This window comes from Methylobacterium sp. Leaf361, from assembly GCF_001424445.1.
Taxonomy (GTDB): Bacteria; Pseudomonadota; Alphaproteobacteria; order Rhizobiales; family Beijerinckiaceae; genus Methylobacterium.
Genome location: NZ_LMPY01000012.1, coordinates 477,047 through 499,559, shown reverse-complemented (window position 1 = coordinate 499,559; position 22,513 = coordinate 477,047). Strand labels below are relative to the sequence as shown.

Annotated in this window: 20 protein-coding genes; 7 read left to right on the top strand and 13 right to left on the bottom strand. The window is 72.8% G+C overall.

Annotation, left to right across the window (positions count from 1 at the left end; all coding sequences use genetic code 11):
• Positions 1–11: 11 nt before the first annotated feature.
• From rpsP to ASG32_RS11875, 4 genes are read right to left on the bottom strand one after another with little or no spacing between them, the layout of a single operon-like run.
• Entirely contained in the window at positions 12–374 is a 363-nt protein-coding gene (rpsP, locus tag ASG32_RS11890; RefSeq protein ID WP_020092607.1) for a 30S ribosomal protein S16, read from the bottom strand.
• 7 nt (positions 375–381) lie between these two features.
• Positions 382–714 carry a chorismate mutase gene (locus ASG32_RS11885; RefSeq protein WP_012320554.1) on the bottom strand — a complete coding sequence of 111 codons (333 nt, stop codon included), beginning with the start codon at positions 712–714 and terminating at the stop codon, positions 382–384.
• Complete coding sequence (gene ffh, locus ASG32_RS11880) at positions 711–2,285, bottom strand: signal recognition particle protein (protein ID WP_056525982.1); 1,575 nt, start codon at positions 2,283–2,285, stop codon at positions 711–713. The genes ASG32_RS11885 and ffh overlap by 4 nt, the downstream gene beginning before the upstream one ends.
• A gap of 18 nt (positions 2,286–2,303) precedes the next feature.
• On the bottom strand, positions 2,304–2,522 hold the full coding sequence (locus ASG32_RS11875; RefSeq protein WP_026604841.1) for a glutathione S-transferase: 219 nt from the start codon (positions 2,520–2,522) through the stop codon (positions 2,304–2,306).
• A 300-nt stretch (positions 2,523–2,822) separates the two neighbouring features.
• On the opposite strand from ASG32_RS11875, the gene ASG32_RS11870 reads away from it, so the two are divergent.
• The gene (locus ASG32_RS11870) at positions 2,823–3,452 is read left to right on the top strand and encodes a hypothetical protein (RefSeq protein WP_056525979.1); all 630 of its coding nucleotides are present in this window, start codon (positions 2,823–2,825) and stop codon (positions 3,450–3,452) included.
• A gap of 320 nt (positions 3,453–3,772) precedes the next feature.
• The gene (locus ASG32_RS11865) at positions 3,773–4,906 is read left to right on the top strand and encodes an aromatic ring-hydroxylating dioxygenase subunit alpha (protein WP_056525976.1); all 1,134 of its coding nucleotides are present in this window, start codon (positions 3,773–3,775) and stop codon (positions 4,904–4,906) included.
• Between the two features lie 7 nt (positions 4,907–4,913).
• Here ASG32_RS11865 and ASG32_RS11860 read toward each other — a convergent pair whose 3' ends face one another.
• On the bottom strand, positions 4,914–5,642 hold the full coding sequence (locus ASG32_RS11860; protein WP_056525973.1) for a methyltransferase domain-containing protein: 729 nt from the start codon (positions 5,640–5,642) through the stop codon (positions 4,914–4,916).
• Positions 5,643–5,717: 75 nt separating this feature from the next.
• Here ASG32_RS11860 and trmD point away from each other — a divergent pair, with 75 nt between their 5' ends.
• Together trmD and ASG32_RS11845 are read left to right on the top strand one after the other, a co-directional pair.
• Complete coding sequence (trmD, locus tag ASG32_RS11855) at positions 5,718–6,482, top strand: tRNA (guanosine(37)-N1)-methyltransferase TrmD (RefSeq protein WP_056525970.1); 765 nt, start codon at positions 5,718–5,720, stop codon at positions 6,480–6,482.
• 351 nt (positions 6,483–6,833) lie between these two features.
• Entirely contained in the window at positions 6,834–8,003 is a 1,170-nt protein-coding gene (locus ASG32_RS11845) for a phosphoserine transaminase (RefSeq protein ID WP_056525967.1), read from the top strand.
• A gap of 215 nt (positions 8,004–8,218) precedes the next feature.
• Here ASG32_RS11845 and ASG32_RS11840 read toward each other — a convergent pair whose 3' ends face one another.
• The 3 genes from ASG32_RS11840 to tesB all read right to left on the bottom strand — a co-directional run bounded on the left by ASG32_RS11840 (position 8,219) and on the right by tesB (position 11,338).
• Positions 8,219–9,718 carry an ammonium transporter gene (locus ASG32_RS11840; RefSeq protein ID WP_056525963.1) on the bottom strand — a complete coding sequence of 500 codons (1,500 nt, stop codon included), beginning with the start codon at positions 9,716–9,718 and terminating at the stop codon, positions 8,219–8,221.
• A gap of 81 nt (positions 9,719–9,799) precedes the next feature.
• Complete coding sequence (locus ASG32_RS11835) at positions 9,800–10,138, bottom strand: P-II family nitrogen regulator (protein ID WP_010683623.1); 339 nt, start codon at positions 10,136–10,138, stop codon at positions 9,800–9,802.
• A gap of 300 nt (positions 10,139–10,438) precedes the next feature.
• Complete coding sequence (gene tesB / locus ASG32_RS11830) at positions 10,439–11,338, bottom strand: acyl-CoA thioesterase II (protein WP_082557834.1); 900 nt, start codon at positions 11,336–11,338, stop codon at positions 10,439–10,441.
• A gap of 98 nt (positions 11,339–11,436) precedes the next feature.
• Here tesB and ASG32_RS11825 point away from each other — a divergent pair, with 98 nt between their 5' ends.
• Positions 11,437–12,702, top strand: a complete 1,266-nt coding sequence (locus tag ASG32_RS11825) for an FAD-dependent monooxygenase (protein WP_056525960.1) — start codon at positions 11,437–11,439, stop codon at positions 12,700–12,702.
• A gap of 31 nt (positions 12,703–12,733) precedes the next feature.
• Here the strand turns inward: ASG32_RS11825 and ASG32_RS11820 are convergent, their stop codons facing one another.
• From ASG32_RS11820 to ASG32_RS11800, 5 genes are all read right to left on the bottom strand, one after another.
• Positions 12,734–13,687 carry a phosphatase PAP2 family protein gene (locus ASG32_RS11820; RefSeq protein WP_056525957.1) on the bottom strand — a complete coding sequence of 318 codons (954 nt, stop codon included), beginning with the start codon at positions 13,685–13,687 and terminating at the stop codon, positions 12,734–12,736.
• Between the two features lie 74 nt (positions 13,688–13,761).
• Positions 13,762–14,796 (bottom strand): acyltransferase, encoded by a 1,035-nt coding sequence (locus ASG32_RS11815; RefSeq protein ID WP_056525954.1) that lies wholly within the window; start codon positions 14,794–14,796, stop codon positions 13,762–13,764.
• 133 nt (positions 14,797–14,929) lie between these two features.
• Positions 14,930–15,433, bottom strand: a complete 504-nt coding sequence (locus ASG32_RS11810) for a cupin domain-containing protein (protein WP_056525951.1) — start codon at positions 15,431–15,433, stop codon at positions 14,930–14,932.
• Between the two features lie 132 nt (positions 15,434–15,565).
• On the bottom strand, positions 15,566–17,098 hold the full coding sequence (locus ASG32_RS11805) for a glycosyltransferase (protein ID WP_056525948.1): 1,533 nt from the start codon (positions 17,096–17,098) through the stop codon (positions 15,566–15,568).
• A 19-nt stretch (positions 17,099–17,117) separates the two neighbouring features.
• A complete protein-coding gene (locus ASG32_RS11800; protein ID WP_056525944.1) occupies positions 17,118–20,252 on the bottom strand; it encodes a rhamnan synthesis F family protein in 3,135 nt (1,044 codons plus the stop codon).
• A 337-nt stretch (positions 20,253–20,589) separates the two neighbouring features.
• Here ASG32_RS11800 and ASG32_RS11795 point away from each other — a divergent pair, with 337 nt between their 5' ends.
• Positions 20,590–21,594 carry a MoxR family ATPase gene (locus ASG32_RS11795; RefSeq protein WP_056526168.1) on the top strand — a complete coding sequence of 335 codons (1,005 nt, stop codon included), beginning with the start codon at positions 20,590–20,592 and terminating at the stop codon, positions 21,592–21,594.
• 2 nt (positions 21,595–21,596) lie between these two features.
• The gene (locus ASG32_RS11790) at positions 21,597–22,508 is read left to right on the top strand and encodes a DUF58 domain-containing protein (RefSeq protein WP_056525942.1); all 912 of its coding nucleotides are present in this window, start codon (positions 21,597–21,599) and stop codon (positions 22,506–22,508) included.
• Positions 22,509–22,513 lie beyond the last annotated feature (5 nt).

Here is a 22,513-nt window from a genome sequence, read left to right as displayed (position 1 = left end):
ACCGGTGCGCCTTACGCGGCGGCGTCCTCGGCGGGAGCGGCGGCCTTCTCGGCGCGCTTGGCGGCGCGCTCCTTGGCCTTCTCGCCCGGCTCGGCCTTCTGCGGGTTGTTGCGGGTCGGGCGCTTGGCGAGACCGGCCTGGTCGAGAAAGCGCAGGACGCGGTCGGTCGGCTGCGCACCCTTGGCGAGCCAGCTCTGGATCTTCTCGTTGTCGAGCACGATGCGGGCCGGATCGTCCTTGGCCTTCATCGGGTCGTAGGCGCCGACCTTGTCGATGAAGCGGCCGTCGCGCGGGGCGCGGGCGTCGGCGACGACGATGCGGTAGTAGGGGCGCTTCTTGGCGCCGCCGCGGGTGAGACGGATCTTGAGGGCCATGGTCTGACTACTTTCGCTGTTGCTCGATCTGGGACTCGTGGTCCGCCTTGATCGACTGGTGGTGCCGAATGACTTCCTTGACCACGAAGGCCAGAAACTTCTCGGCGAAGTCGGGGTCGAGCTTGGCCTCGACCGCGAGCTTGCGGAGCCGGGCGACCTGACGGGCCTCCCGGTCCGGATCGGAAGGGGGGATCCCCTTTCGGGCCTTGAGCTCGCCGACCCGCTGCGTGCAGCGGAATCGCTCGGCGAGGAGGTGGATCAGCGCCGCATCGAAGTTGTCGATGCTGTCCCGCAGGCGCGCGAGTTCGGGATCGACGGCCTGGGCCGCGAGCACGCTCATTTCTTCTTCCCCGGCATGAACCCACCGAGACCCGGCAGCTTCGGACCGCCGAGGCCCGGAAGTCCGGGAAGCTTGGGCATCCCGCCCCCGCCCAGGCCCGGCGGCATCGGCGGCAGCTTGCCGCCGAACTGCTTCTCGAGCTGCGCGATCTGCTCCGGCGTCGGCTCCGGCATGCCGGGCGGGAGGCCGGGCATTCCACCGCCCATGCCACCGCCCATCCCGCCGCCGCCCAGGCCGAACATCGAGCCGAGCGCCTGCCCGATCCCGCGCTTGCCCTGGCCCATCGCCTTCATCATGTCGGCCATGGTCCGGTGCATCTTCAGGAGCTTGTTGATCTCCGAGACGTCGACCCCCGAGCCCGCCGCGATGCGCTTCTTGCGGCTGTTCTTGAGGAGGTCGGGGTTCTTCCGCTCCTGCGGGGTCATCGACGAGATGATCGCCCGCTGGCGCTTGAACATCTTCTCGTCGAGGTTGGCGCCCTCGACCTGCTTCTTGATCTGGCCCATCCCGGGCAGCATGCCCATCAGGCCGCCGATGCCGCCCATCTTCTCCATCTGGGCGAGCTGCATGGAGAGATCCTCCAGGTCGAACTTGCCCTTGCGCATCTTCTCCGCGGTGCGGAGCGCCTGCTCGTGGTCGATGGTCTCGGCGGCCTTCTCGACGAGCGAGACGATGTCGCCCATGCCGAGGATGCGGTTGGCCACGCGGGCCGGGTGGAACTCCTCCAGCGCGTCGACCTTCTCGCCGACGCCGACGAGCTTGATCGGCTTGCCGGTGACGGCGCGCATCGACAGCGCCGCGCCGCCGCGGGAATCGCCGTCCATGCGGGTCAGCACGATGCCGGTGACGCCGAGCCGCTGGTCGAAGGCGCGGGCGGTATTGACCGCGTCCTGGCCGGTGAGCGCGTCGGCGACGAGCAGCACCTCGTGGGGCCTCGTCGCGGCCTTCACCTCGGCGGCCTCGGCCATCAGGCCCTCGTCCACCGTGGTGCGGCCGGCGGTGTCGAGCATCACCACGTCGAAGCCGCCGAGGCGGGCCGCGTCCATGGCGCGCTTGGCGATCTGCACCGCCGACTGGCCGGCGATGATCGGCAGGCTCTCCACGCCGACCTGCTTGGCCAGCACCGCGAGCTGCTCCATGGCGGCCGGGCGGCGGGTGTCGAGCGAGGCGAGCAGGACCTTGCGCTTCTCGCGGTCGGAGAGGCGCCGGGCGATCTTGGCGGTGGTCGTGGTCTTGCCCGAGCCCTGCAGGCCGACCATCAGGATCGGCACCGGGGCGGGGGCATTCAAGTCGACGGTCTCGGCGTCGGTGCCGAGCATCGCGACGAGCTCGTCGTTGACGATCTTCACGACCATCTGGCCGGGCGTCACCGACTTGAGCACGACGGCGCCGACGGCCTTCTCCTTCACCCGGTCGGTGAAGCCGCGGACCACCTCGAGGGCGACGTCGGCCTCCAGCAGGGCGCGGCGCACCTCGCGCATGGCGGCGGTGACGTCGGCCTCGGTCAGGGCACCGCGACGGGTGAGCCCCGAGAGGATGCCGGAGAGGCGGTCGGACAGGCCTTCGAACATGTTCCTGACGCCCCGCCGTTACTGCTCGAGCCCGGCGCGCTCGACGCGGCGCGCCTGGAGGGCGGCCTCGAAGCCGCGCACGGCCTTGGCGAACTTGTCCCGGCAGTCCGGGTTGCAGAAGCCCACCACGGCGCCGTTGTAGAGCGTCAGCGAGTCCGCCGAGATCGGCTTGCCCGACCACGGGCAGGTCTCGTTGATCGCGTCCTCGATCTTCAACGCTTCTTGATCTCGCGTCATGCGGGTGCCTCGGCCGGCGGATCCCGTCCTCGCATATCGGCCAACGCCCATCGCGCCCGAGGGCGCGGACGCGCTGTCGGGCGTTGACCTCCGGCCTCGCGGGACCGGTCGGCTTGGCATCGGTCGATCTGCTACGGATCGGGAGGCCGGGGCGTAGCGGCAGCCGGCCGGAAAGTCAATTTTTCGGCCGGCCTGGCGCCGCGGCGGTGCCGAAACGGGCCGCCGATCGGTGTTAACCTTTACCGATCGTTAAGCATGTTGGGATTGTCTTCGGGCCATATTCGATCAGGACGCCCGCCGATGTCGGAACCCGCCCGCTCTCACTCGCCGACCGAGTCCGGCAGCTTTCCCGCGACCGGTCCGCTCCGCGACTGGCTGACGGCGATGAAGGCCCAGGCGCCGGCCGAGGCCCGCGGCGACGCCCGGCCCGAGGAGACCCTGCCCGAGGCGAAGCGGCCGCGCGGCGGGGAGACGGCGTGGTCGCCCCGCGTCGTCCCGGCCCCCGAGGCGCCGCGGGCCGCGGCCGAGGATCCCGACATCGCCGAGCTGATGGCCGAGAACCTGATGCTGAAGGCCCGGCTCCGCGTCGAGGCCGAGCGCCAGGACGAGCTGCAGGCCATCCTGGCCGACGAGATCCGGACGCTCCGCGAGCATATCCGCGACGAGATCGGCTCCCTGGAGGATCTCCGGGCCGAGCAGGAGGACGTCCGCGTCGAGCGCGAGGAGTTCCGCGGCGAGCGGGAACGCTTCCGGGCCGAGCGCGAGGAGCTGCGCGCCGAGCGCGACCGGGCGATCGCCGAGCGGGACGCCCTGCGGGCCGAGCGGCTGACCCTGGCCGGCGAGCGCGACGCCCTGCGCGAGGAGCGGGACCTGTGGCGCGCCCGGACCGAGGCGCTGGCCCAACCGCTGTTCCAGTCCCAGCGGCGCTGAGCGGCGCCGACCGCGTGTCCGGACCCTGAAACGCCGAAGGGCCACCCGAGAGGGTGGCCCTTCCATTGCCGAACCGTGTTGTCCGGCGGAACTGTCCCGAGATCGGGTCTCTGACGCGTCTTAGAGCGACGCGCCGGAGGCGACGGTCCAGGTCCGATGAGCCGAGACACACGGCTGATGACAATGAGACACTGGATCACCTCCTTTCGTTGGTTGCGGGTGAGGCGAAGGTAGGTGGCCGCGCCCGGCTTGTGAAGCCCCGTGCCTGCGCCCGTTTGTCCTCCCCGGCGCGGCGCTTCCCCGTCCCGGCGGCCGGGCGTATGACGGGCGCCCCGAGGTCTGCCCGAACCGCCTTGAACGCGCCCTTCGCCAACCCGCCGCGCCCCGCCGACGAGGCCGCGCTCGATCCCGACGCGATGCGCCAGCCGCTCGGCAACGCGTGGTACTGCGTCGGGCAGTCCCGGAGCCTCGGCAGGGCGGGCGGCCGGTCGGCCCTGCGGGCCGTGGCGCTGAACGGCGAGCAGATCGTGCTGGGCCGCGCCCCCGACGGCGCGCCCTTCGCGCTGCGCGACCGCTGCCCCCACCGCGGCATGGCCCTGTCGAAGGGCCGCTTCGACGGCGACACCCTGATGTGCCCGTTCCACGGCTGGCGCTTCGGCACCGACGGGCGCTGCCGCGACGTCCCGACCCTGTCGGAGCACGACGCCGCCGACTTCTCGCGCATCCAGGTGCAGCGCTTCCCCGTCCGGGAGAGCGCCGGCTTCCTCTGGGTCAACCCGCATCTCGGCCCTGCCGCCGGCGCGGTACCGGAGGTGCCGGCGCTGGATTTCGAGCCGGCCGGCTCCCTCGTGGTCGAGCTGGAGGTCGAGGCCTCCTTCGACCTGACGACGCTGAGCCTCGTCGATCCCGGGCACGTCGCCTTCGTCCACGATTCGTGGTGGTTCCGACCCTCGAAGCAGCTCCGCGAGAAGGTGAAGACCTTCCAGCCGGTGCCCCACGGCTTCGTGATGACCAGCCACGCGACCACGACGAGCTCGCCGGTCTACCGCCTGCTCGGCGGCGTCCCCGAGGTCGAGATCGAGTTCCGCCTGCCCGGCGTGCGCCTGGAGCGCATCCGCGCGGGCGCGAAGCGGGTCGCGAACTACACCTTCGCGACGCCGCTGACGCCGGACCGGACGCTGCTCACGAACGCGCTCTACTGGAGCATGCCGGCCCTGAACCTGCTGAAGCCGATCGCGCGCCCGCTGATGCGGCAGTTCCTGACCCAGGACCAGCAGGTGCTCCAGCACGCGCAGGACGGGCTCGACCGCAAGCCCACCATGGTGCTGTTCGGCCAGGGCGACCTGCCCTCGCAATGGTATTTCCGGCTGAAGCGCGAGGCCCTGGAAGCGGCCCGCGACGGGCGCCCGTTCGTCAACCCGCTGGAGCGCCGCGAGCTGCGCTGGCGCTCCTGAGGCGCCGCTACCGCGCCGTCGCGTCGTCCCGGCAGGGCCGGACCGTCTCCGGCCGCGGGCGCGCCTCCGGGGCGGGGGCCGCGAAGATTGCCAGGTAGGCCCCGTCAGCGAGCGGCCGGAAGCCGGTCTCCCGGTAGCCCGCGGCGGCGAGCTCGCAGCGCAGGAGCGCCGGCGGCGTGCCGTGCCGCGACGGGATCGCGTCGGCGTCGACGATCCCGACCCGGCCGCCCGGGCGCATCGCGGCGGCGAGGTTGTGGAGCAGGCCGAAGGGCTGGGTGATCTCGTGGTACATGTGGACGAGGATCGCCGCGTCCACCGAGGCCGGGGGCAGGCGCGGGTCGTGCGGCTCGCCGCGCACGACCGTGACGTTCCCGAGCGCCTTCACCCGCTTCTCTAAGGCCGCCAGGTAGGACGGCGTCACGTCCTCGGCGAGCACGCGGCCCCGCGGCCCGACCCGCGCGCTCAACCGCACCGCGTAGTAGCCGCTGCCGGCGCCGATATCCGCCACCGTCTCGCCGGGCGCGATGCCAATCCCCTCGGCCACCTGCGCGAACTCGCCCGCCCTGTCGCGCTCGGCCTCCGAGGACCAGCGCGGCGCGACGATCTCGGCCACCGGCCGGTCGGGCCCGGGGAAGGCGGCGGCGGGCGCGCCCGGGGGCGCCAGCGGCTCGGCGGCGCGGGCCGGGCCGGCCAGGGCGGCAGTGGCGGCGGCGAGGAGGGCGAGGGCGCGGATCATGGCCGACAACCCGCGGGGCGCGCCGGCGGTGCCGGGCCCGTTGACCGTGCCGCACCCCGCGCGCCATCAAGCGCCATGACGCGCGCGGACACGCCCTGGCGGGCCACGATCCTCACCCTCTACCCGGAGATGTTCCCGGGCCCGCTGGGCGTGTCCCTGTCGGGCGACGCCCTGGCGCGGGGCGACTGGACCCTGGAGGCCCGCAACATCCGCGCGCACGGCCTCGGCCGCCACCGCTCGGTGGACGACACGCCGGCCGGCGGCGGGGCCGGGATGGTCCTGCGCTGCGACGTGCTCGGCGCCGCCATCGACGCCGCGACCCTCGACGCCGCAACCGGGGCCGTCGACCCGCGCCCGCGCCTGCTGATGTCGCCCCGCGGCCGGCCGCTCACCCAGGCGCGCGTGCGCGACCTCGCGGCGGGACCGGGCGCGCTGATCGTCTGCGGCCGCTTCGAGGGCGTCGACGAGCGCGTCATCGCCGGGCGCGGCCTGGAGGAGGTCTCGATCGGCGACTACGTGCTGTCCGGCGGCGAGATCGCCGCGCTGGTGGTTCTGGACGCCTGCGTGCGCCTCCTGCCCGGCGTGATGGGCAAGGTGGAATCCGGCGTCGAGGAGAGCTTCGAGGGCGGGCTCCTCGAGTACCCGCACTACACGCGCCCCCGCGACTGGGAGGGCCGCGCGATCCCGGACGTCCTCTCCGGCGGCAACCACGCCGCCATCGCCCGCTGGCGGCGGGCGGAGGCCGAGCGGATCACCGCCGAGCGGCGCCCGGACCTGCGCCCCGGGGGCAGCCCCGGTCAGGCCGGCTCGAGGTCGATCACCGGGCCGTCGCGGTCGTAATCCGGCGGGTCGAGCCGCAGCGGCTGCGGCACCAGCCGCGGTGTCCGGCTCGCCTGCAGGAGGCGGGGAATTAAGGCCCCAATAACCAAGAGTAGAACGGACCAGACCGCCAATATCGCGGCGCTGTGGAAAGTCATCGGCGCACCTCAAACGCTACGCGGCACCTCATTAAGGCTAACGGGCCGGGATTAATCGACTGTTCCCCGCCGCCCGGGGCCGTGTCCCGACCGGGGGCAGCGCCGCGAAGACTGCCGCCGGGACGGGCGCTTGCAAGCCGGCCGGTTTCGGCGCATGCGCGAGCCGGGACGCGCCTCCCCCGGGAGCGCGGCCCTCTGCAAGGATGGATCCGCCATGACCAGCCGCCCCACGCAGCGCCCGCGCGTGCCCCACTTCTCCTCCGGCCCCTGCGCCAAGCGCCCCGGCTGGACCCCGGCCGCGCTGGCCGACGCCGCCCTCGGCCGGTCGCACCGCTCCCCCCTCGGCAAGGCCAAGCTCGGCCGGGCGATCGACCTGACCCGCACGGTCCTGCAGGTGCCGTCCGACTACCGGATCGGCATCGTGCCGGCCTCCGACACCGGCGCCGTCGAGATGGCCATGTGGACGATGCTCGGGCCGAAACCCGTCGAGGTCGCCGCCTGGGAGGCGTTCGGCAAGGAGTGGGTCACGGACGCGTTGAAGCAGCTCAAGATCGCGCCGCGCATTCACCAGACGCCCTACGGGATCCTGCCGGACCTCGCGGCGATCGACACGAAGAACAGCGACGTGGTCTTCACCTGGAACGGCACCGCGGCCGGCGTGAAGGTGCCGGACGGCAACTGGATCGCGGCCGACCGCGAGGGCCTGACGATCTGCGACGCGACCTCGGCGGCCTTCGCCCAACCCCTGCCCTGGGACAAGCTCGATGTCGTGACCTTCTCCTGGCAGAAGGTGATGGGCGGCGAGGCGGCGCACGGCATGCTGATCCTCTCGCCCCGCGCCGTGGCGCGGCTGGAGAGCCACACGCCGTCCTGGCCGCTGCCGAAGATCTTCCGCCTCACCAAGGACGGCAAGCTGATCGAGGGCATCTTCAAGGGCGACACGATCAACACGCCCTCGATGCTGGCCGTCGAGGACTACCTCGACACCCTGGACTGGGCCGAGCGGATCGGCGGCCTGAAGGCGCTGCACGCGCGGGCCGACGCCAACGCGAAGGTCGTCTACGACTGGGTCGCGCGCACGCCCTGGATCGCGCCGCTGGCCGCCGATCCCGCCACCTACTCGAACACGGGCGTCTGCCTCGTGATCGCCGATCCGGACGTGCTCGCCCGCGGCGACGCGGCGGTCTCGGCCTTCGCGGCGGGGATCGTCGAGCGCCTCGACCGCGAGGGTGTCGCCCTCGACATCGGCGCCTATCGCGACGCGCCGGCGGGCCTGCGGATCTGGTGCGGAGCCACCGTGGAGACCTCGGATCTGGAAGCGCTGACGCCCTGGCTCGACTGGGCCTTCGCGGAGGAGAAGGCGGCGCTGACGCGGGCGGCGTAAATGCTTCGGGGTCGATGCCCGATCGCCGCCCCGCATCGTCTTTGCGAGCGGAGCGAAGCAATCCAGGGCTTCGCTCCGATTCCGACCGCAGCGCTGCCCTAGGTCGCTTCGCTGCGCTCGCGATGACGGCCTGACGCGACAGAAAACCCCGGTCCTCACGGAGCCGGGGTTTTCTCGTTCGGGAGACGCGGCCCCGCGGGGCCGCGCCGTCCGTCTCAGTAGTTGTAGGCGCGCTCGCCGTGATCGGCGATGTCGAGACCCTCGCGCTCCTCCTCCTGCGTGACGCGCAGGCCGATCGTCACGTCGACGAGCTTGTAGAGGATCGCCGAGCCGATGCCCGACCACAGGAGCGTCAGGCCGACCGCCTCGGCCTGGACGATGAGCTGGCTCATCATGTCGTAGGCACCGACGGCGAGCTCGCCCGGCTTCGAGGTGTAATCGGGGATGCCGACGCCGCCGAGGTTCGGGTCGACCAGGATGCCGGTTGCCAGCGCGCCGAGGATGCCGCCGATGCAGTGGACGCCGAAGACGTCCAGCGAGTCGTCGTAGCCCAGCGCGTTCTTCACGGTGGAGCACATCACGAAGCAGACCACGCCGGCGACGAGGCCGAGCACGATCGAGCCCATCGGGCCGGCGAAGCCGGAGGCCGGGGTGACCGCGACGAGGCCGGCGACGGCGCCCGACAGCATGCCGAGCAGGGACGGCTTGCCCTTGAGGGCCCACTCGGCGAACAGCCACGCCACCGCGGCGCCGCAGGTCGCCACGAAGGTGTTGAGCATGGCGAGGGCGGCGGTGCCGTTGGACTCGAGGTTCGAGCCGGCGTTGAAGCCGAACCAGCCGACCCACAGCAGCGAGGCGCCGATCATCGTCATGGTCAGGGAGTGCGGGGCGAGCAGGTCGCGGCCGTAGCCGATGCGCTTGCCCATGATCAGGCAGCCGACGAAGCCGGCGATGCCCGCGTTGATGTGCACGACCGTGCCGCCCGCGAAGTCGAGGGCGCCCTTCTGGAAGAGGAAGCCGGCATCCTTGTTGACCGCGTCGAGGGCCGCCTGGGCGGTCGCCTTCGAGGCGTCGTCGGTGGCGGCGGCCAGCGCCTTCGCGGCGTTGCCGACGGCGTCCGGGCCGGCCCAGTACCAGACCATGTGGGCCATCGGGAAGTAGATGATCGTGACCCAGAGGATCGTGAACACCACCAGCGCGGAGAACTTCATCCGCTCGGCGAAGGCGCCGACGATCAGCGCGGGTGTGATCATGGCGAACGTCATCTGGAAGCACAGATAGGCGTATTCCGGGATCACGACGCCGTTCGAGAAGGTCGCGACCGTCGAGTTCGCGTCGACGCCCTTCAGGAACGCCTTCGAGAAGCCACCGATGAAGTCGTTGAGGCCGCCGCCGCTCGTGAAGGCGAGGCTGTAGCCGTAGAACACCCAGAGCAGGCCGACGATCGACACGATCGCGAACACCTGGGTCAGCACCGACAGCATGTTCTTGGTGCGCACGAGGCCGCCGTAGAACAGCGCGAGGCCCGGGATGCTCATCATCAGCACCAGGGCCGACGAGATCAGCATCCAGGCCGTGTCGCCCTTGTTGGGGATCGGCGAGGGCGGCGGCGAGGCGGCTTCGGGTGTCGGGGTCTGCGCGAGGGACGGCTCGATCAGGAGGGCGGCGATCGCCGCTCCTCCCAAGCCGAGCATGAGGGCATGACGAAGTTTCATGGGCACGTGGCTCCCGGTCTCAAGTCCGTAGTGTTTCAGGAGGTCTGGGGATCGGCGGGCCCGGGCGCACCGGGCCGCGGATCAGAGGGCGTCGGCGTCGGTCTCGCCGGTCCGGATGCGCACCGCCTTCTCCAGCGGCATCACGAAGATCTTGCCGTCGCCGATCTGGCCGGTCCGCGCGGCCCCCGCGATGGCGTCGATCACGCTGGACGTCAGGTCCGAGGCGACGGCGACCTCGATCTTCAGCTTCGGCAGGAAGCTGACGGCGTATTCCGCGCCGCGGTAGATCTCGGTGTGGCCCTTCTGGCGGCCATAACCCTTCACCTCCGTCACCGTCAGGCCGTGCACGCCGATTCCGGTGAGCGCGTCGCGCACCTCCTCGAGCTTGAACGGCTTGATGATGGCCATCACGATTTTCATGGGCGACGCCCCCTTCGAAGTCCTCGGGAACCGTTGCCGTCACCCGACCTGCGGGACGAGCCGACCCGGACCGTCCGCAGGCTCGGGATGACCCGCGGTCGAAGGCCGCTATTCAAGGACTATGCCAGACAAGCTTGGCCGGGAACATTTTCGCCGGTCGCCATTTTGCCCATCGATTAGCCCGATGCAGCCAGATCGCGGGCAGGTCTGGTCGCGCCGCCGCACAAAGACGAGGCAATCTGCCCAATTCCGTGCATCTCGCCCCGTTGCGTGTCGGCAACACACGCGCGGCAACGCGTTTTAATCCCGCGTCGGGCGGATCAGACCCTCCTGGGCCACCGACGCCACGAGGTTGCCGGCCCGGTCGAAGATCTGGCCCCGGGCGAAGCCGCGGGCGCCGCCCGCGACGGGGCTGTCCTGGGCGTAGAGCAGCCAGTCGTCGATCTTCACGGGCCGGTGGAACCAGAGCGCGTGGTCGAGGCTCGCGGCCTGGATCGTCGGGTCGAACACCGAGCGCGCGTGCGGGATCAGCGAGACGTCGAGGAGGGTCATGTCGGACGCGTAGGCCAGCACGGCCCGGTGGAGTGCCGGATCGTCCGGCAGCGCCGAGGCCGCGCGCAGCCAGACATTGAAGATCGGGTCCGGCGCCCGGCCGCCCGCGCCGGCGGGCAGATAGCGGTTCAGGTCGACCGGCCGCAGCGCGATCGGCCGCTCGCGGCCGAAATAGGCGGCGATCGCCTCCGGCATCCCGGTGCCGCCGGCCGCCGCCAGGGCCTTGCCGTCGAGGAGCCCCTCGGGCCCGGCCACCGCCGGCATCGCCGGCTGGTGCGTGAGCCCCTCCTCGACGACCTGATAGGAGACCGTCGTGGCGAAGATCGCGCGCCCGTGCTGGATCGCCTTGACCCGGCGGGTCGTGAAGCTCCGCCCGTCCCGGATCCGCTCGACCTCGTAGACGATGGGCGTGCGCGGGTCGCCGGGCAGCATGAAGTAGGCGTGGAGGGAGTGGGCGGGACGGTCGTCGGGCACCGTCCGGGTCGCGGCGACCAGCGCCTGCGCCACCACCTGCCCGCCGAAGACGCGCTGCCAGCCTGTCTTAGGGTTCTGGCCGCGGAACAGGTCGACCTCCAGGCGCTCCAGGTCGAGGATGGCGATCAGCTCGGCGACGGCGTCCGTCATCGCGTCGGTGTTGGCGTCGGTCATGACCCGCGGGGTTTCCGTTCGTTGCCCGCGTGCGACATAGGCTTTTCGGACGAACCAATCCACGCGTCCCGCGCGGGACCCCTAGGAGATCCGCCCCGATGACGGCCGAGACGCCTCGCCCCGGCAGCCGCAGCCTCCTGATCGCCGGCGGCGGCCTGCCCAGCCTCGCCCTGGCCCTCGCCCTGAAGCAGGCCCACGGGCCGGCGCTGGCCGTGACCGTGATCGACCCGGGCGCCGCCGATCCCGCCCGGCATCGCGGCCGCGCCTACGCCCTCGCGGCGGGCGGGCGGCGCATGCTGGAGCGCCTCGGCCTGTGGGCCCGGGTCGCCGAAGCGGCCGAGCCGATCGGCGAGATGGTGATTAGCGACAGCCGCCTCGCCGACCCGGTGCGGCCGGTCTTCCTGACCTTCGGCCGCGAGGCGGACGCGGAGCGCGACGACGGCGAGCCCTTCGCCCACATGATCGAGGCCGAGCCGCTCGCCGCGGCCCTCGCGGAGGCCTGCCGGGCGGCGGGGGTCGCGATCGTCGCCGCCGGAGTGGTGCGCGCGCTGCCGGAGGGGGCCGCGATCCGCGCGGCGCTCACCACCGGCGAGACGCTGCGGGGCGACCTGCTGGTGGCCGCCGACGGCGCGCGCTCGCGGCTGCGCGAGGCGGCGCGGATCGGCTGGGTCGGCTGGTCCTACCCGCAGGTCGGGATCGTGGCGACGATCGGCCACGCCCGGCCGCACGAAGGCCGCGCCTTCGAGCACTTCCTGCCCGCGGGCCCGTTCGCGATCCTGCCGCTGCGGGACGGCGGCCCCCTGGGGCACCGCTCCTCCATCGTCTGGACCGAGCGGTCGGACGACGCCGAGGCCCTGCTCTCCGGCGGCCCCGACGAGGTGCTCGCCGAGATCGAGCGCCGGTTCACCCTGGATCTCGGCGCGCTCGCGCTGGAGCACGGCCCCAGCCGTCACCCCCTCGCCTTCGGCATCGCCCGCGCCTTCCGCGCCGAGCGCCTCGCCCTGCTGGGCGACGCGGCGCACGTGATCCACCCGATCGCCGGCCAGGGCCTCAATCTCGGGCTCGCGGACGCCGCGGCGCTGGCCGAATCCGTGACCGGCGCGCTGCGCCTCGGCCTCGACCCCGGCAGCCCCGACGTGCTGCGCGCCTACGAGCGCGCCCGGCGCTTCGACAGCTTCGCCATGGCGGCGGCGACCGACGGGCTGAACCGGCTGTTCTCGAACGACGCCCTGCCGCTGCGGCTCGCCCGCGACCTCGGCCTCGGGATCGTGGACAGGCTGCCGGGGCTCAAGCGCTTCTTCATCGGCGAGGCCGCGGCCGCGCGCGACTCGCGGCCCCGGCTGATGCGGGGCGAGGCGCTCTGAGGCGCTCTGAGGCGCCCGCGGGCCGCGCGCGTCAGGCCCGCCCGGGCGCGGGTCCGCCCTCGCGCGCTCCGGGGCGGAGCGCGTCCGCGGCCCGCCGCCGCCCGAGCGCCCGCGCGGCGCAGATCGCCAGGGCCGCGATGACCAGCCCGGCGATCACGTCGACGAAGTAGTGGCCGCCGTCGATCGGCGTGGCGGCGATGAGGAGGACGTTGACGAGGAGGGCCGGGATCCGGGCCGCGCGCAGGTGCCAGAAGGCCCAGATGTAGAGGGCCCCCAGCGCCGCGTGGAAGCTCGGAAACGTGATGATGCCCTCGACGTGGTCGAGGGAGATCGTCCGGAGCGTCCCGTCGCGCAGGCCGGTCAGGTCCGCGACGTGGACGTAGGACGCGGCCGGGTGCAGGTTGGGGAAGTCCGCCGGGGACAGGCCCAGGAACACGAAGTTGGCCAGGGCCGGCGTCAGCGCGGAGATCAGGACCGTCACCGTGCCGGCGAGGGCGAAGGCCAGGACGAAGTCCCGCAAGGCCCGCAGCCGGCCGCTGAAGCCCAGCAGGATGACCGCCAGCATGGTCTGCAGGATCAGGCTCCGGTAGGCCAGCGAGAGCGCGAGCCCGAGCCGCGGATGGCCGTCCACGAAGGCCAGGTAGGCGCGCCAATCCAGTCCGAGCCGCCGGTCCCAGGCGTCGAAGGTCGAATCCCAGAGTGGGCCGCCGGTGCTCGCGACGGTGTACGACAGCGCGGCCGCGCAGGCGCTGAAGGCGATGACCTGCGCCAGCGCGCTCAGCGTCGCGGCGATGCGCGGCTCGGGGCGTCGCGTGCGGTAGACCCGCGCCAGGGCCTCGAGCCCGCCGCAGGCCGCGAGGGTGACGAGGGCGCTGTCCCAGGCGAAGTGCAGCCCGGCGACCGCCATCCAGACGATCGTGGCGACCAGCGTGGCGGCGATGAGGGGCCACGCGCCGACGCCGCCGCGCGGGCGCTCAGCGAACATCGGGGCCCCTGGCGTGTGGCGCTGTCATCGAAGGTCTTGCGGCCGGAATGCCGGCGGATCGTCCCGCACAAGTCTTAAGGATCCGCCCCGGGCAAGCCCGGCCGCGCGCGACGCCGGCGGCCGGCGAGCCCGTCGACCAAGCCGTCGACAACACTGTCGGCGGCCGCGCGGACGGCCCGGATCGGCCCGCGCAGCCCGCGAGCCGCGATCAGGTGCAGGGGCAGGCCGATTGCGGCGAGCAGCACCAGGCCGTCCCACCGGTCCCAGGCGGGCCAGTGCGGCGCCAGGAGGAGGAAGACGCCGCTGACGATGTAGAGTTCGAAGCTCGCCCGCCCCATCACGGCCGCCGCGGCGCGCGACGGGCCGCGCAGCCGGCCGGCGACCGCCAGCGCGAACGCCGAGCCCGCCGCGGCCGTCACGGCGAACAGCGCCGGGTCGCCGTACTGCCCGGTCGCGACGTGGACGAAGTTCCGCGGCGCGCAGAGCAGGAGCACCGCGAGGCCGCAGGCGCCGAGCAGCGCCGACACGTCGAACGCCCGTGGCCCGAGCCTCAGGCCCGCGACGTAGAACGGCAGGGCGCCCACGAGCGCGTGGACCTGCCAGTACGGGAACGCCCGCGCGCTGCAGGTCCACGACAAGGCCAGGGCGCCGCCCAGAACTATCCAGTAGCCGCCCGGGAAGGTCGCCGCGCGCGCGGCGGCATCGATCACCCGCACAAGCCCCAGGGCGACCAGGAACCAGAGCACGCCCAGACCGAAGTCGCGGCCGCACAGCGCGTCGCCCAGCGCGTCCCCGGGCGACAGGGTGCCGGCGAGGGCCTGGGGCACCAGCGCGAGGGTGCCGAACGCCAGCGTCACCGCCACGAGCCGCAGCGCGGAGCGGCAGGCTTCGCCGAGACTCGCCTCGCCCTTGATCCGGTCGACCATCCCGCAGAGCAGGAAGAAGAACGGCATGTGGAAGGCGTATATGACCCGCCAGACCGCGAGGGCCGGCCCCGGCTCGGGCCCCGACGGGCCGTAGAAGACGGGCTGCAGCAGGTGGCCGGAGAGGACCAGCAGCACGGCGAGACCGCGCGCGGCGTCGAGCTGCAGGTCGCGGGGTGGGGACATCGGGTCGGTTCGCGGCGTCGGAGCGCCGATGATGCCGCGCCGAGCCTTAGCAAGCCGTGTCACCGGATCGCGGGCTTCAACCTAGATTACGCCTCGTCGGCTCGGCGCGGCGGATGCCGCCGGCGCCCGCGCCTCAGCCGGCGACGAGCGCCCGCGCCCGGCGCAGCCAGCGCAGGGACGCCTCGACCAGGGTCGGGCTGCGGTGCTTGAGGATCGCCGATTTCAGGAGCGTCCTCGGCACCTCCCAGAGCTGGACGGACCCGACCGGGAAATGCGCCACGTCGCCCGGCGTCAGGTGGTGGCGGCTGCCGTCGGCGTCGGTGACGAAGACCTCGCCGTCGAGGATGGTGATGATCTCGTCGGCGTGGTGGGTCCAGCGGAACGTGCTGGCCGTGGTGCGCCACAGGTAGACCTGCGCGCTGCCGTCATGGGTCTGCGAGACCTCCGCGACCTCGGTGACGGGGTCGCCGGAGACGACCCAGCCCGCCGGAATCGGAGCCGGGGCGAAGGCGGCGCCGCCCGACCGGACCGCCGTGCTGGCGACGGGACGGCCCCGCTCGTGCAGCCGGATCTCCGCCGCGAGGCCGACCAGGGCGAGGCCGACGAGGAGGGCGGCGGCGGTGAGCGGCTTCTTCACGTTGGGCTCCCCACCCCGGCGCGGACGGTTCCGTCCGCGCATCCGCCACGATGGGTAGAGGCTCGGACTGCCCCGTTCCAGGCCGCCGCGCCGAACTTCGCGCGTTTAGCTTAACCCGGGCGCGCCGGCCGCTCAGGCGGCGTCCGCTCGGCGCTCCGCGATCCAGCGCGTCGCGTCGGCCCGTGGGGCGACCACGTCGGTGTCGATGCGCAGCTGCGGGCTGTAGGCCGGATCCTCCGCGATGACGTCGCCCCAGCGGCGCAGGAAGCGGGCGATCTGCGAGCCCGGCGCGAAGCTGGTCTGCCGCGAGGCGCTCTCGTGGTGCGCCATCTCGGCGAAGGGCGTGTAGACGATGCGGTAGCCGAGTTGCCGCATCTTCAGGCACAGGTCGACGTCGTTGAAGTCGAGGGCGAAGCCCTCGTCGAAGCCGTTGACCGCCTCCAGCACCGCCTTGCGGGTGGCGAAGAGCGCCCCGGTCACCGCCGAGCAGTCGCGCTGCGTCAGGGCCCAGTCGCCGTAGGTCGGCTCCGCCGCGTCCCGGTTGTACCAGGGGTGGGCGAACACGTCGAAGATGCCGCCGGTCATGCCGGCATGCTGGATCTTGCCCGTGGGGAACAGCAGCCGGCCGCCGGCGCCGCCGACGCCGCGGTCCAGCGCGAAGGTCAGGAGCGCCTCGATCCAGCCGGGCCGGCGCACCACGAGGTCGTCGTTCATCAGGATGACGAGGTCGGTCTCGGCCGCGCGCCAGAGCGCGTTCATCTTGGCCGCGTAGTTGAACCGCTCGCCCGGAGCCCGGGTCGTCAGCAGGCGGGTCACGGTGAAGCGGTCGGAGCGGCCGCGGTAGATCGCGTCGTCGGCCACGTCGTCGCCGATCAGCACGCGGATCCGGTCGGCCGGGTAGGTGCTGCGGCCGAGACTGTCGAGCAGGTTGATCACGTGGGGCTTGGCGCCCTCCACGGCGCGGCCCTGATCGTCCTTCGGGCGGCTCTGGTTGGTCGGCACGACCAGGGTCACGGCCGGCCGCGCGTCGAAGCTCCGGCGGATCTCCAGCGTGTCCGGGGTCAGCCCCGGGGCGGTGCGCAGCGGCATGCCGGAGGTCTCGAACCAGCGGTCGAGGGCGTGGGCGCGCGCAGTGCGCGTCGCCTTCGGGCGCTCCAGCGGCGAGGCGATCAGGGTCTGGGGGATCCGGTCGATGCCGATCCCCGCGGAGATCGCGCCGAGCAGGAAGCGGAACCACGCGGCGCTGCCGTGGCGCAGGCCGAAATCGGGGCTCAGGCCGGCCAGGGCCGAGACGCGGATCAGCAGCGGGAAGCCGATATAGTCGTCGGCCATGAGGAGGGCCGGGTTGAAGGCCGGCTTGCAGTGCACGCTGCGGACTTGGCCGGCGCCGTCCACCACGGCGTCGTCGCCGTAGAAGACGCCGATATCGGGCCGCGCCGCCAGCGCGCGCGTCAGGTGCGCCGCGAGGTCGGGGCGCAGCTCGGAAGCCGCGGGGGCGACGAAGATCGCCCGGCAGGCGGGGAACTGGCCGGCCGCGACCTGGGCGAGCCGGCGCTCGTCGAGGGGGCGGAACTGCCCGTCGAGGGGCAGCGGCAGGATCGCGTCCGGCCACGGGAGCGTGCCCCACGAGGCCGACGGGGCCGGGACCGGCTTCTTCTTCAACACGGGTCGCGTCTCCGGGGATTCAGGACCGTTCGGCGGCCAGGAGGCGGGTCAGGCTCGCCTCCATGGCCCGCGCCACCGCGCCGATGGACAGCCGCTCGCGGATGCGGGCCCGGGCGGCGGCGCCGATCCGGGCCGCGTCGCCGCCGGTCACCGCCCGGGCCGCGTCGTTGAGGGCCCGGGTGAGGTCCGCCTCGTCCACCTGGCCCCACTCGGCGCCGCGCAGGTACGGGCCGTAGGTCTGGTCGAGGGCCGTGACCTCGGCCTTCACGGGGAAGCCGCAGGTGGCGTCGAGGAAGTCGCGGCAGCCGCCGTAATCGGTGGCGACCACGACCTTGCCCATCTCCATCGCTTCGGCGATCGTCAGGCCGAAGCCCTCCGAGGAGTGCGACGACGCGTAGACCGCGCAGAGATCGAACAGCGCGCCGAGCTCGTTCTGGGAGAGCGGCTGGTCGATCACCACGACGTCGCCGGACGTGCCCACGAGGTCGAGGAGCTTCTTGCCCTCCTCGGGCAGGTCGAACACGTGCTTGGTCTTGAGCACGAGCTGCCAGCCGGCCTGCCCGAGACCCGCCGCCCGGAAGGCCCGGATCAGCGCGTGCGGATTCTTGCGGGCGAGGTAGCTGGAGCCGTCGAAGGCGTAGAGGATCACCCGCCTGGACGGGTCGATCAAGAAGGCCTTGCGCAGGTTCGCCTTGGCGGCGGCGCTCACCGGCTCGCCGGCCTCGTTCTCGACCACGTAGGGCACGACGTCGACCGGGATGTCGGTGATCTGCCGGAAGATCGCCGCGCAGAACTCGGTGGGCGCCCAGATCGCGTCGAGGCCGTCGACGGTCGGCAGCCAGCCCCCGGGCACGTGCGAGGTCTCCCAGACGAACAGCCCGATCTTCAGCCGCGCCTCTGCGGCGATCGCCCGCTGCCGGTCGCTCATCAGCGAGTGCCAGCTGTCGCCGTTGAAATGCACCAGCGCGACGTCGGCGGGGCCCGAGAAGGTCCGGGCCTGCCACGCGGGCGCCACCCGGGCGTGGACGTGGAACGGCCGCTCCATCGGGTGGACGTTCAGCGCGAAGGGGGTCCGATGCAGGGCCCGCGCGTAGCTCCGGGCCGCGACGCCGAGGCCGTTGGCGTAGTTCATCGGCGAGACGTAGGCGACGCGCTGCGGCCGCTCCGGCGCCCGGGGCCGGCGCAGGTCGGCCCAGATCCTGGCCCCCGGATACGTGTAGGTCACATCGAGCCGGTCGAGGTCGAAGCCGCGCTCGGCGATCGCCTCCCGCACCGCCGCCCCGCCGATGGCGGCGTGCTCGCCCAGCAGCGAGCGCTTCACGAACGGGAAGCCCTGGCTGAGCATGTTCTCCCAGTCGAACAGGGTGCGGTTGTTGCGCGGGTCGTTGACCAGCGACATGTGCTTGTTCTGGGCCGAGAACAGGCTGCGCATCCCGAGCCCGGCCGCCCGCATCCGCTGCGAGAAGGTCAGCTCGTACTCGGTGATGACCGCGTTCTTGTCCGGCCAGTTCGCCACCGACAGGAGGAAGTGGTTGAAGGCGTAGGAGGACAGGCAGCGCCGCTTCAGGGCCAGGAAGAAGCTCTGGAGGTGGTGGCTGTAGTAGAAATTGTCGGCGAGGCCGATCACCGCCTCCGGGAAGGCGTCGATCTTCGCGAGCAGGCCGGCGAAGTCGTCGCGGTCGAGGGGGCCGACGAGGCTGTCGTTGGCGAGGTAGAGCGTCTCGGAATCGAGGAGGTCGGTGTCCTCCAGGAGGACATGCGCCCAGGCGGCGAAGTCGAAGCCGCTGTTCTCGCGCAGGTAGACCGAGGCGCAGAGATCCAGGATCGCCTGCGGCACGGCGTTCTTGTGCTGGTCGGCGGCGATGATCAGGACGAGGTCGGTCCCGTTCTCCGCGAAGGCCTTGAGGTAGGGCTCGACGTGGCCGCGGATCCGCCCCTCGGGGCAGTGGGTGATGAACAGGGCGGTGCGGCCGTGCCGCCGGGGCTCGCGCTTCAGGCAGGAGAGGCGCGCGTCGGAGGCTTCCGGCACCGCGGCCCCGGGGACGCGGCGGGTCAGACGGCCCGCCTCCAGGCCGGTCGTGACGTAGTCGATCAGCGGGTTGAGGCCGAGCGCCGCGACCTTCGGGTAGCGGGCGCGGTACCAGGGCGCGTCGAAGCGCGGCGACGGGCTCGTCGTGCGCCCGCCATCGGCGAGGAAATGCGCCAGCGGGTTCTGCCCGGCCGCGTCGTCTTCAAGGTAGGTCTCGGTGTACCAGCGCGTGGCGAACCAGGGCCCCGGGTCGAGGCCCTCGGCGGCGCCGTGCTCCAGGTAATGGACCAGCGGGTTGAGGCTGTCGGCCCGCACCGCGGCGGACTGGGCCGCGTACCAGTCGGGATCGAACAGCGGGTGGGGCGCGTAGCGGCGGTAGCCGCCGGCCATCACGTAGTGCTCCAGGGGCTCGAGCCCGCTGGTCTCGGCCTCGGGGCAGCGCTCGCGGTAGAACGCGGCGTCGAACAGCCCCGACCGCCGGATCAGGTCGACGTGCCGCGACAGGCCGGCGAACTCCTCCGGGTTGCGCAGGTAGCCCTGCTTCCGGCCGGTCTCGAAGAAGTGGCTCAGCGCGTTGCCGCCGGCCGCGCGGGCATCCGGGTAGCGCGACAGGTACCAGGCGGTGTCGAACTGAGGCGACGGGTCGGTGTCGCCCCGCGACAGGAAGTCGGAGAACGCCCGGGCGCGGTGCTCCGCGCCGCCGAGGTAGCGCGTCGCGTACCAGTCCGGGTCGAACAGCGGATTGGGGCGGATGCCCGCCGCGGCACCGCGGTCGAGGTAGTGGAGCAGCGGGTTGGTGCCCTCGGCCCGGAGGCCCGGGACGGAATCGAGGTAGAGGTCGCCGTGGAAGAGCGGGTGCGGCCAGCGCCCCTCGCGCCCACCATGGACCGCGTAGTGCACCGCCGGATCGATCCCCTCGCCGACCACGTCGGGGTAGCGCCTCGCGTACCAAGCCGGGTCGAACAGGCCGGATTCCTTGACCGCGCGGACGAGGTCTGCCTGGCGGGGTTCGGTGCGGCGGCGGCCCTTGAGGCGCCGGGTCAGCGGGCGGGCGAGGGACTGCGCCGCGCCGGCGAGGCCGGCCTTCTCCGACGATCCGACGACGAACACATCTCGAAGGCGCATGGTCAGGTCCGGATACGCGGGAAGCCCGCAAAGCTGCCCACGCCGCGATCCGCGAGAGACATCAGAGGGTTCGGCCGGTCCGGCGGTCGCGGGTGAGGATCGCCCCGGCTTGGGCGCCTTCCTAAAGGTCCGGGTCGCCGACGCCAAGAGCGGGGCGGGATCGGCGTCCGACCCATCGCGGGCGGCTCCGGTCTCGGCGAGGGCGTACGGACGTCGCCAACGCGGCCGCGAACGGGCGTGCGGCGATCCCGACCTTGCCAGCCCGGCACCTGAAGCCCCACACTTGCGGGATTGGCCGGCGGGTCCCGCGGGGCCCGGGCAGGAGATGGATATCGGCATGACGCAGGGGATCAGCCCGGCCACCACCCTGGACGACGGCATCGTGGCGACGGCCGAGAGCTGCCTCGCCGACGTCGGCGCGGCGCGGGAGGCGATCCACGGGGTGATCTTCGGCCAGGAGAAAGTGGTCGATCTCGCACTCGTGACCATCCTGGCCGGCGGCCACGGCCTGCTGGTCGGCCTGCCGGGCCTCGCCAAGACCAAGCTGGTCGAGACGCTGGGCACGGTGCTGGGCCTCGACGCGCGGCGCGTGCAGTTCACGCCCGACCTGATGCCCTCCGACATCCTCGGCACCGAGATCCTGGAGGAGGACGCCGCGCGCCGCCGGGCCTTCCGGTTCGTGCAGGGGCCGGTCTTCACCCAGCTCCTGATGGCCGACGAGATCAACCGCGCGAGCCCGCGCACGCAGTCGGCGCTGCTGCAGGCCATGCAGGAGGGCCACGTCTCGGTGGCGGGCGCCCGCCACGACCTGCCGCGGCCGTTCCACGTGCTCGCCACCCAGAACCCGATCGAGCAGGAGGGCACCTATCCCCTGCCCGAGGCGCAGCTCGACCGCTTCCTCCTGGAGATCGACGTCGGCTACCCCGACCGCGCCGCCGAGCGGCGGATCCTGATCGAGACCACCGGCGTGGACGAGGCGCGCCCGCGGGCCGTGATGTCCACCGAGCAGCTGCTCACCGCCCAGCGCCTCGTGCGCCGGCTGCCGGTGGGCGAGGCCGTGGTCGAGGCGATCCTCGACCTCGTGCGCGCCGCCCGGCCGGACAGCGGCGACGCCATCGTGAAGGACAAGCTCCTCTGGGGGCCCGGCCCCCGCGCCAGCCAGGCGCTGACGCTCGCCGCCCGCGCCCGGGCGCTGATCGAGGGCCGGGTCGCGCCGTCGGTGGCCGACGTGAAGGCGCTCGCCGAGCCGGTGCTCAAGCACCGGATGGCGCTGAGCTACACCGCCCGCGCCGACGGCGAGACCATCGAGGGCCTGATCGCCAAGCTCGCGGAGAAGCTCTGACTTTGGTCGCGACGAACGCCCTCGACGCCGGCAGGCGCACCCCCGGCCGGCGCGAGAGCGAGGGCGCGACCGCCCTCTCCGACAAGATGCCCCGCCTCGTCCTGGAGGCGCGCCGCGTGTCGAGCCTGCTGGCCCACGGCCTCCACGGCCGCCGCCGCGCCGGGCCGGGCGAGAGCTTCTGGCAGTTCCGCCCCTTCGTCACCGGCGAGGCCGCGGCCCGCGTCGACTGGCGCCGCTCGGCCCGGGACGACCGGCTCTACGTCCGCGAGCGCGAATGGGAGGCCGCCCACAACATCTGGCTGTGGATCGACCGCTCGGCCTCGATGGGCTTCGTTTCGGACCTCGCCTCGGCCCCGAAGATCGAGCGCGCGCTGATCGTGGGCCTCGCTCTGGCGGACGCCTTCGTGGAGGGCGGCGAGCGGGTCGGGCTCCTCGGCCTGACCCGCGCGAGCGCCTCCCGCGGGATCGTCGAGCGCCTGGCCCAGGCCCTCGTGGCCGACACGGCCGGCCTCACCCAGGACCTGCCGCCCCGGGCCAGCCCCGCCCGCTTCGACGAGGTGGTGCTGATCGGCGACTTCCTGACCGAGCCCGACCGGATCGCGGCCTCGGTGCAGAGCCTCGCCGGCCGCGGCAGCCGCGGCCATCTCCTCATGGTGGCGGACCCGATCGAGGAGACCTTCCCGTTCACCGGCCAGGCCGTCCTGCACGATCTCGAGGGCGGTCTCAGCCTCGATATCGGCGACGCCGACGCCTGGGGCGCGCGCTACCGGGCCCGGATCGCCGAGCACCGGGCCGCGCTGGCGTCCATCGCCCGCGGCCAGGGCTGGACTCTGACGATCCACCGCACGGACCGGCCGGCGAGCGAGGCGGCCCTGCGGCTCGCCACGCTCATCGCCGCCCGCGGCACCGAGTGAGGCCG

What these genes read in the sequence shown, in the direction of transcription:
- rpsP (WP_020092607.1), bottom strand. Translation starts at nt 374, where the DNA reads ATGGCCCTCAAGATCCGTCTCACCCGCGGCGGCGCCAAGAAGCGCCCC.
- ASG32_RS11885 (WP_012320554.1), bottom strand. Translation starts at nt 714, where the DNA reads ATGAGCGTGCTCGCGGCCCAGGCCGTCGATCCCGAACTCGCGCGCCTG.
- ffh (WP_056525982.1), bottom strand. Translation starts at nt 2,285, where the DNA reads ATGTTCGAAGGCCTGTCCGACCGCCTCTCCGGCATCCTCTCGGGGCTC.
- ASG32_RS11875 (WP_026604841.1), bottom strand. Translation starts at nt 2,522, where the DNA reads ATGACGCGAGATCAAGAAGCGTTGAAGATCGAGGACGCGATCAACGAG.
- ASG32_RS11870 (WP_056525979.1), top strand. Translation starts at nt 2,823, where the DNA reads ATGTCGGAACCCGCCCGCTCTCACTCGCCGACCGAGTCCGGCAGCTTT.
- ASG32_RS11865 (WP_056525976.1), top strand. Translation starts at nt 3,773, where the DNA reads ATGACGGGCGCCCCGAGGTCTGCCCGAACCGCCTTGAACGCGCCCTTC.
- ASG32_RS11860 (WP_056525973.1), bottom strand. Translation starts at nt 5,642, where the DNA reads ATGATCCGCGCCCTCGCCCTCCTCGCCGCCGCCACTGCCGCCCTGGCC.
- trmD (WP_056525970.1), top strand. Translation starts at nt 5,718, where the DNA reads ATGACGCGCGCGGACACGCCCTGGCGGGCCACGATCCTCACCCTCTAC.
- ASG32_RS11845 (WP_056525967.1), top strand. Translation starts at nt 6,834, where the DNA reads ATGACCAGCCGCCCCACGCAGCGCCCGCGCGTGCCCCACTTCTCCTCC.
- ASG32_RS11840 (WP_056525963.1), bottom strand. Translation starts at nt 9,718, where the DNA reads ATGAAACTTCGTCATGCCCTCATGCTCGGCTTGGGAGGAGCGGCGATC.
- ASG32_RS11835 (WP_010683623.1), bottom strand. Translation starts at nt 10,138, where the DNA reads ATGAAAATCGTGATGGCCATCATCAAGCCGTTCAAGCTCGAGGAGGTG.
- tesB (WP_082557834.1), bottom strand. Translation starts at nt 11,338, where the DNA reads ATGACCGACGCCAACACCGACGCGATGACGGACGCCGTCGCCGAGCTG.
- ASG32_RS11825 (WP_056525960.1), top strand. Translation starts at nt 11,437, where the DNA reads ATGACGGCCGAGACGCCTCGCCCCGGCAGCCGCAGCCTCCTGATCGCC.
- ASG32_RS11820 (WP_056525957.1), bottom strand. Translation starts at nt 13,687, where the DNA reads ATGTTCGCTGAGCGCCCGCGCGGCGGCGTCGGCGCGTGGCCCCTCATC.
- ASG32_RS11815 (WP_056525954.1), bottom strand. Translation starts at nt 14,796, where the DNA reads ATGTCCCCACCCCGCGACCTGCAGCTCGACGCCGCGCGCGGTCTCGCC.
- ASG32_RS11800 (WP_056525944.1), bottom strand. Translation starts at nt 20,252, where the DNA reads ATGCGCCTTCGAGATGTGTTCGTCGTCGGATCGTCGGAGAAGGCCGGC.
- ASG32_RS11795 (WP_056526168.1), top strand. Translation starts at nt 20,590, where the DNA reads ATGACGCAGGGGATCAGCCCGGCCACCACCCTGGACGACGGCATCGTG.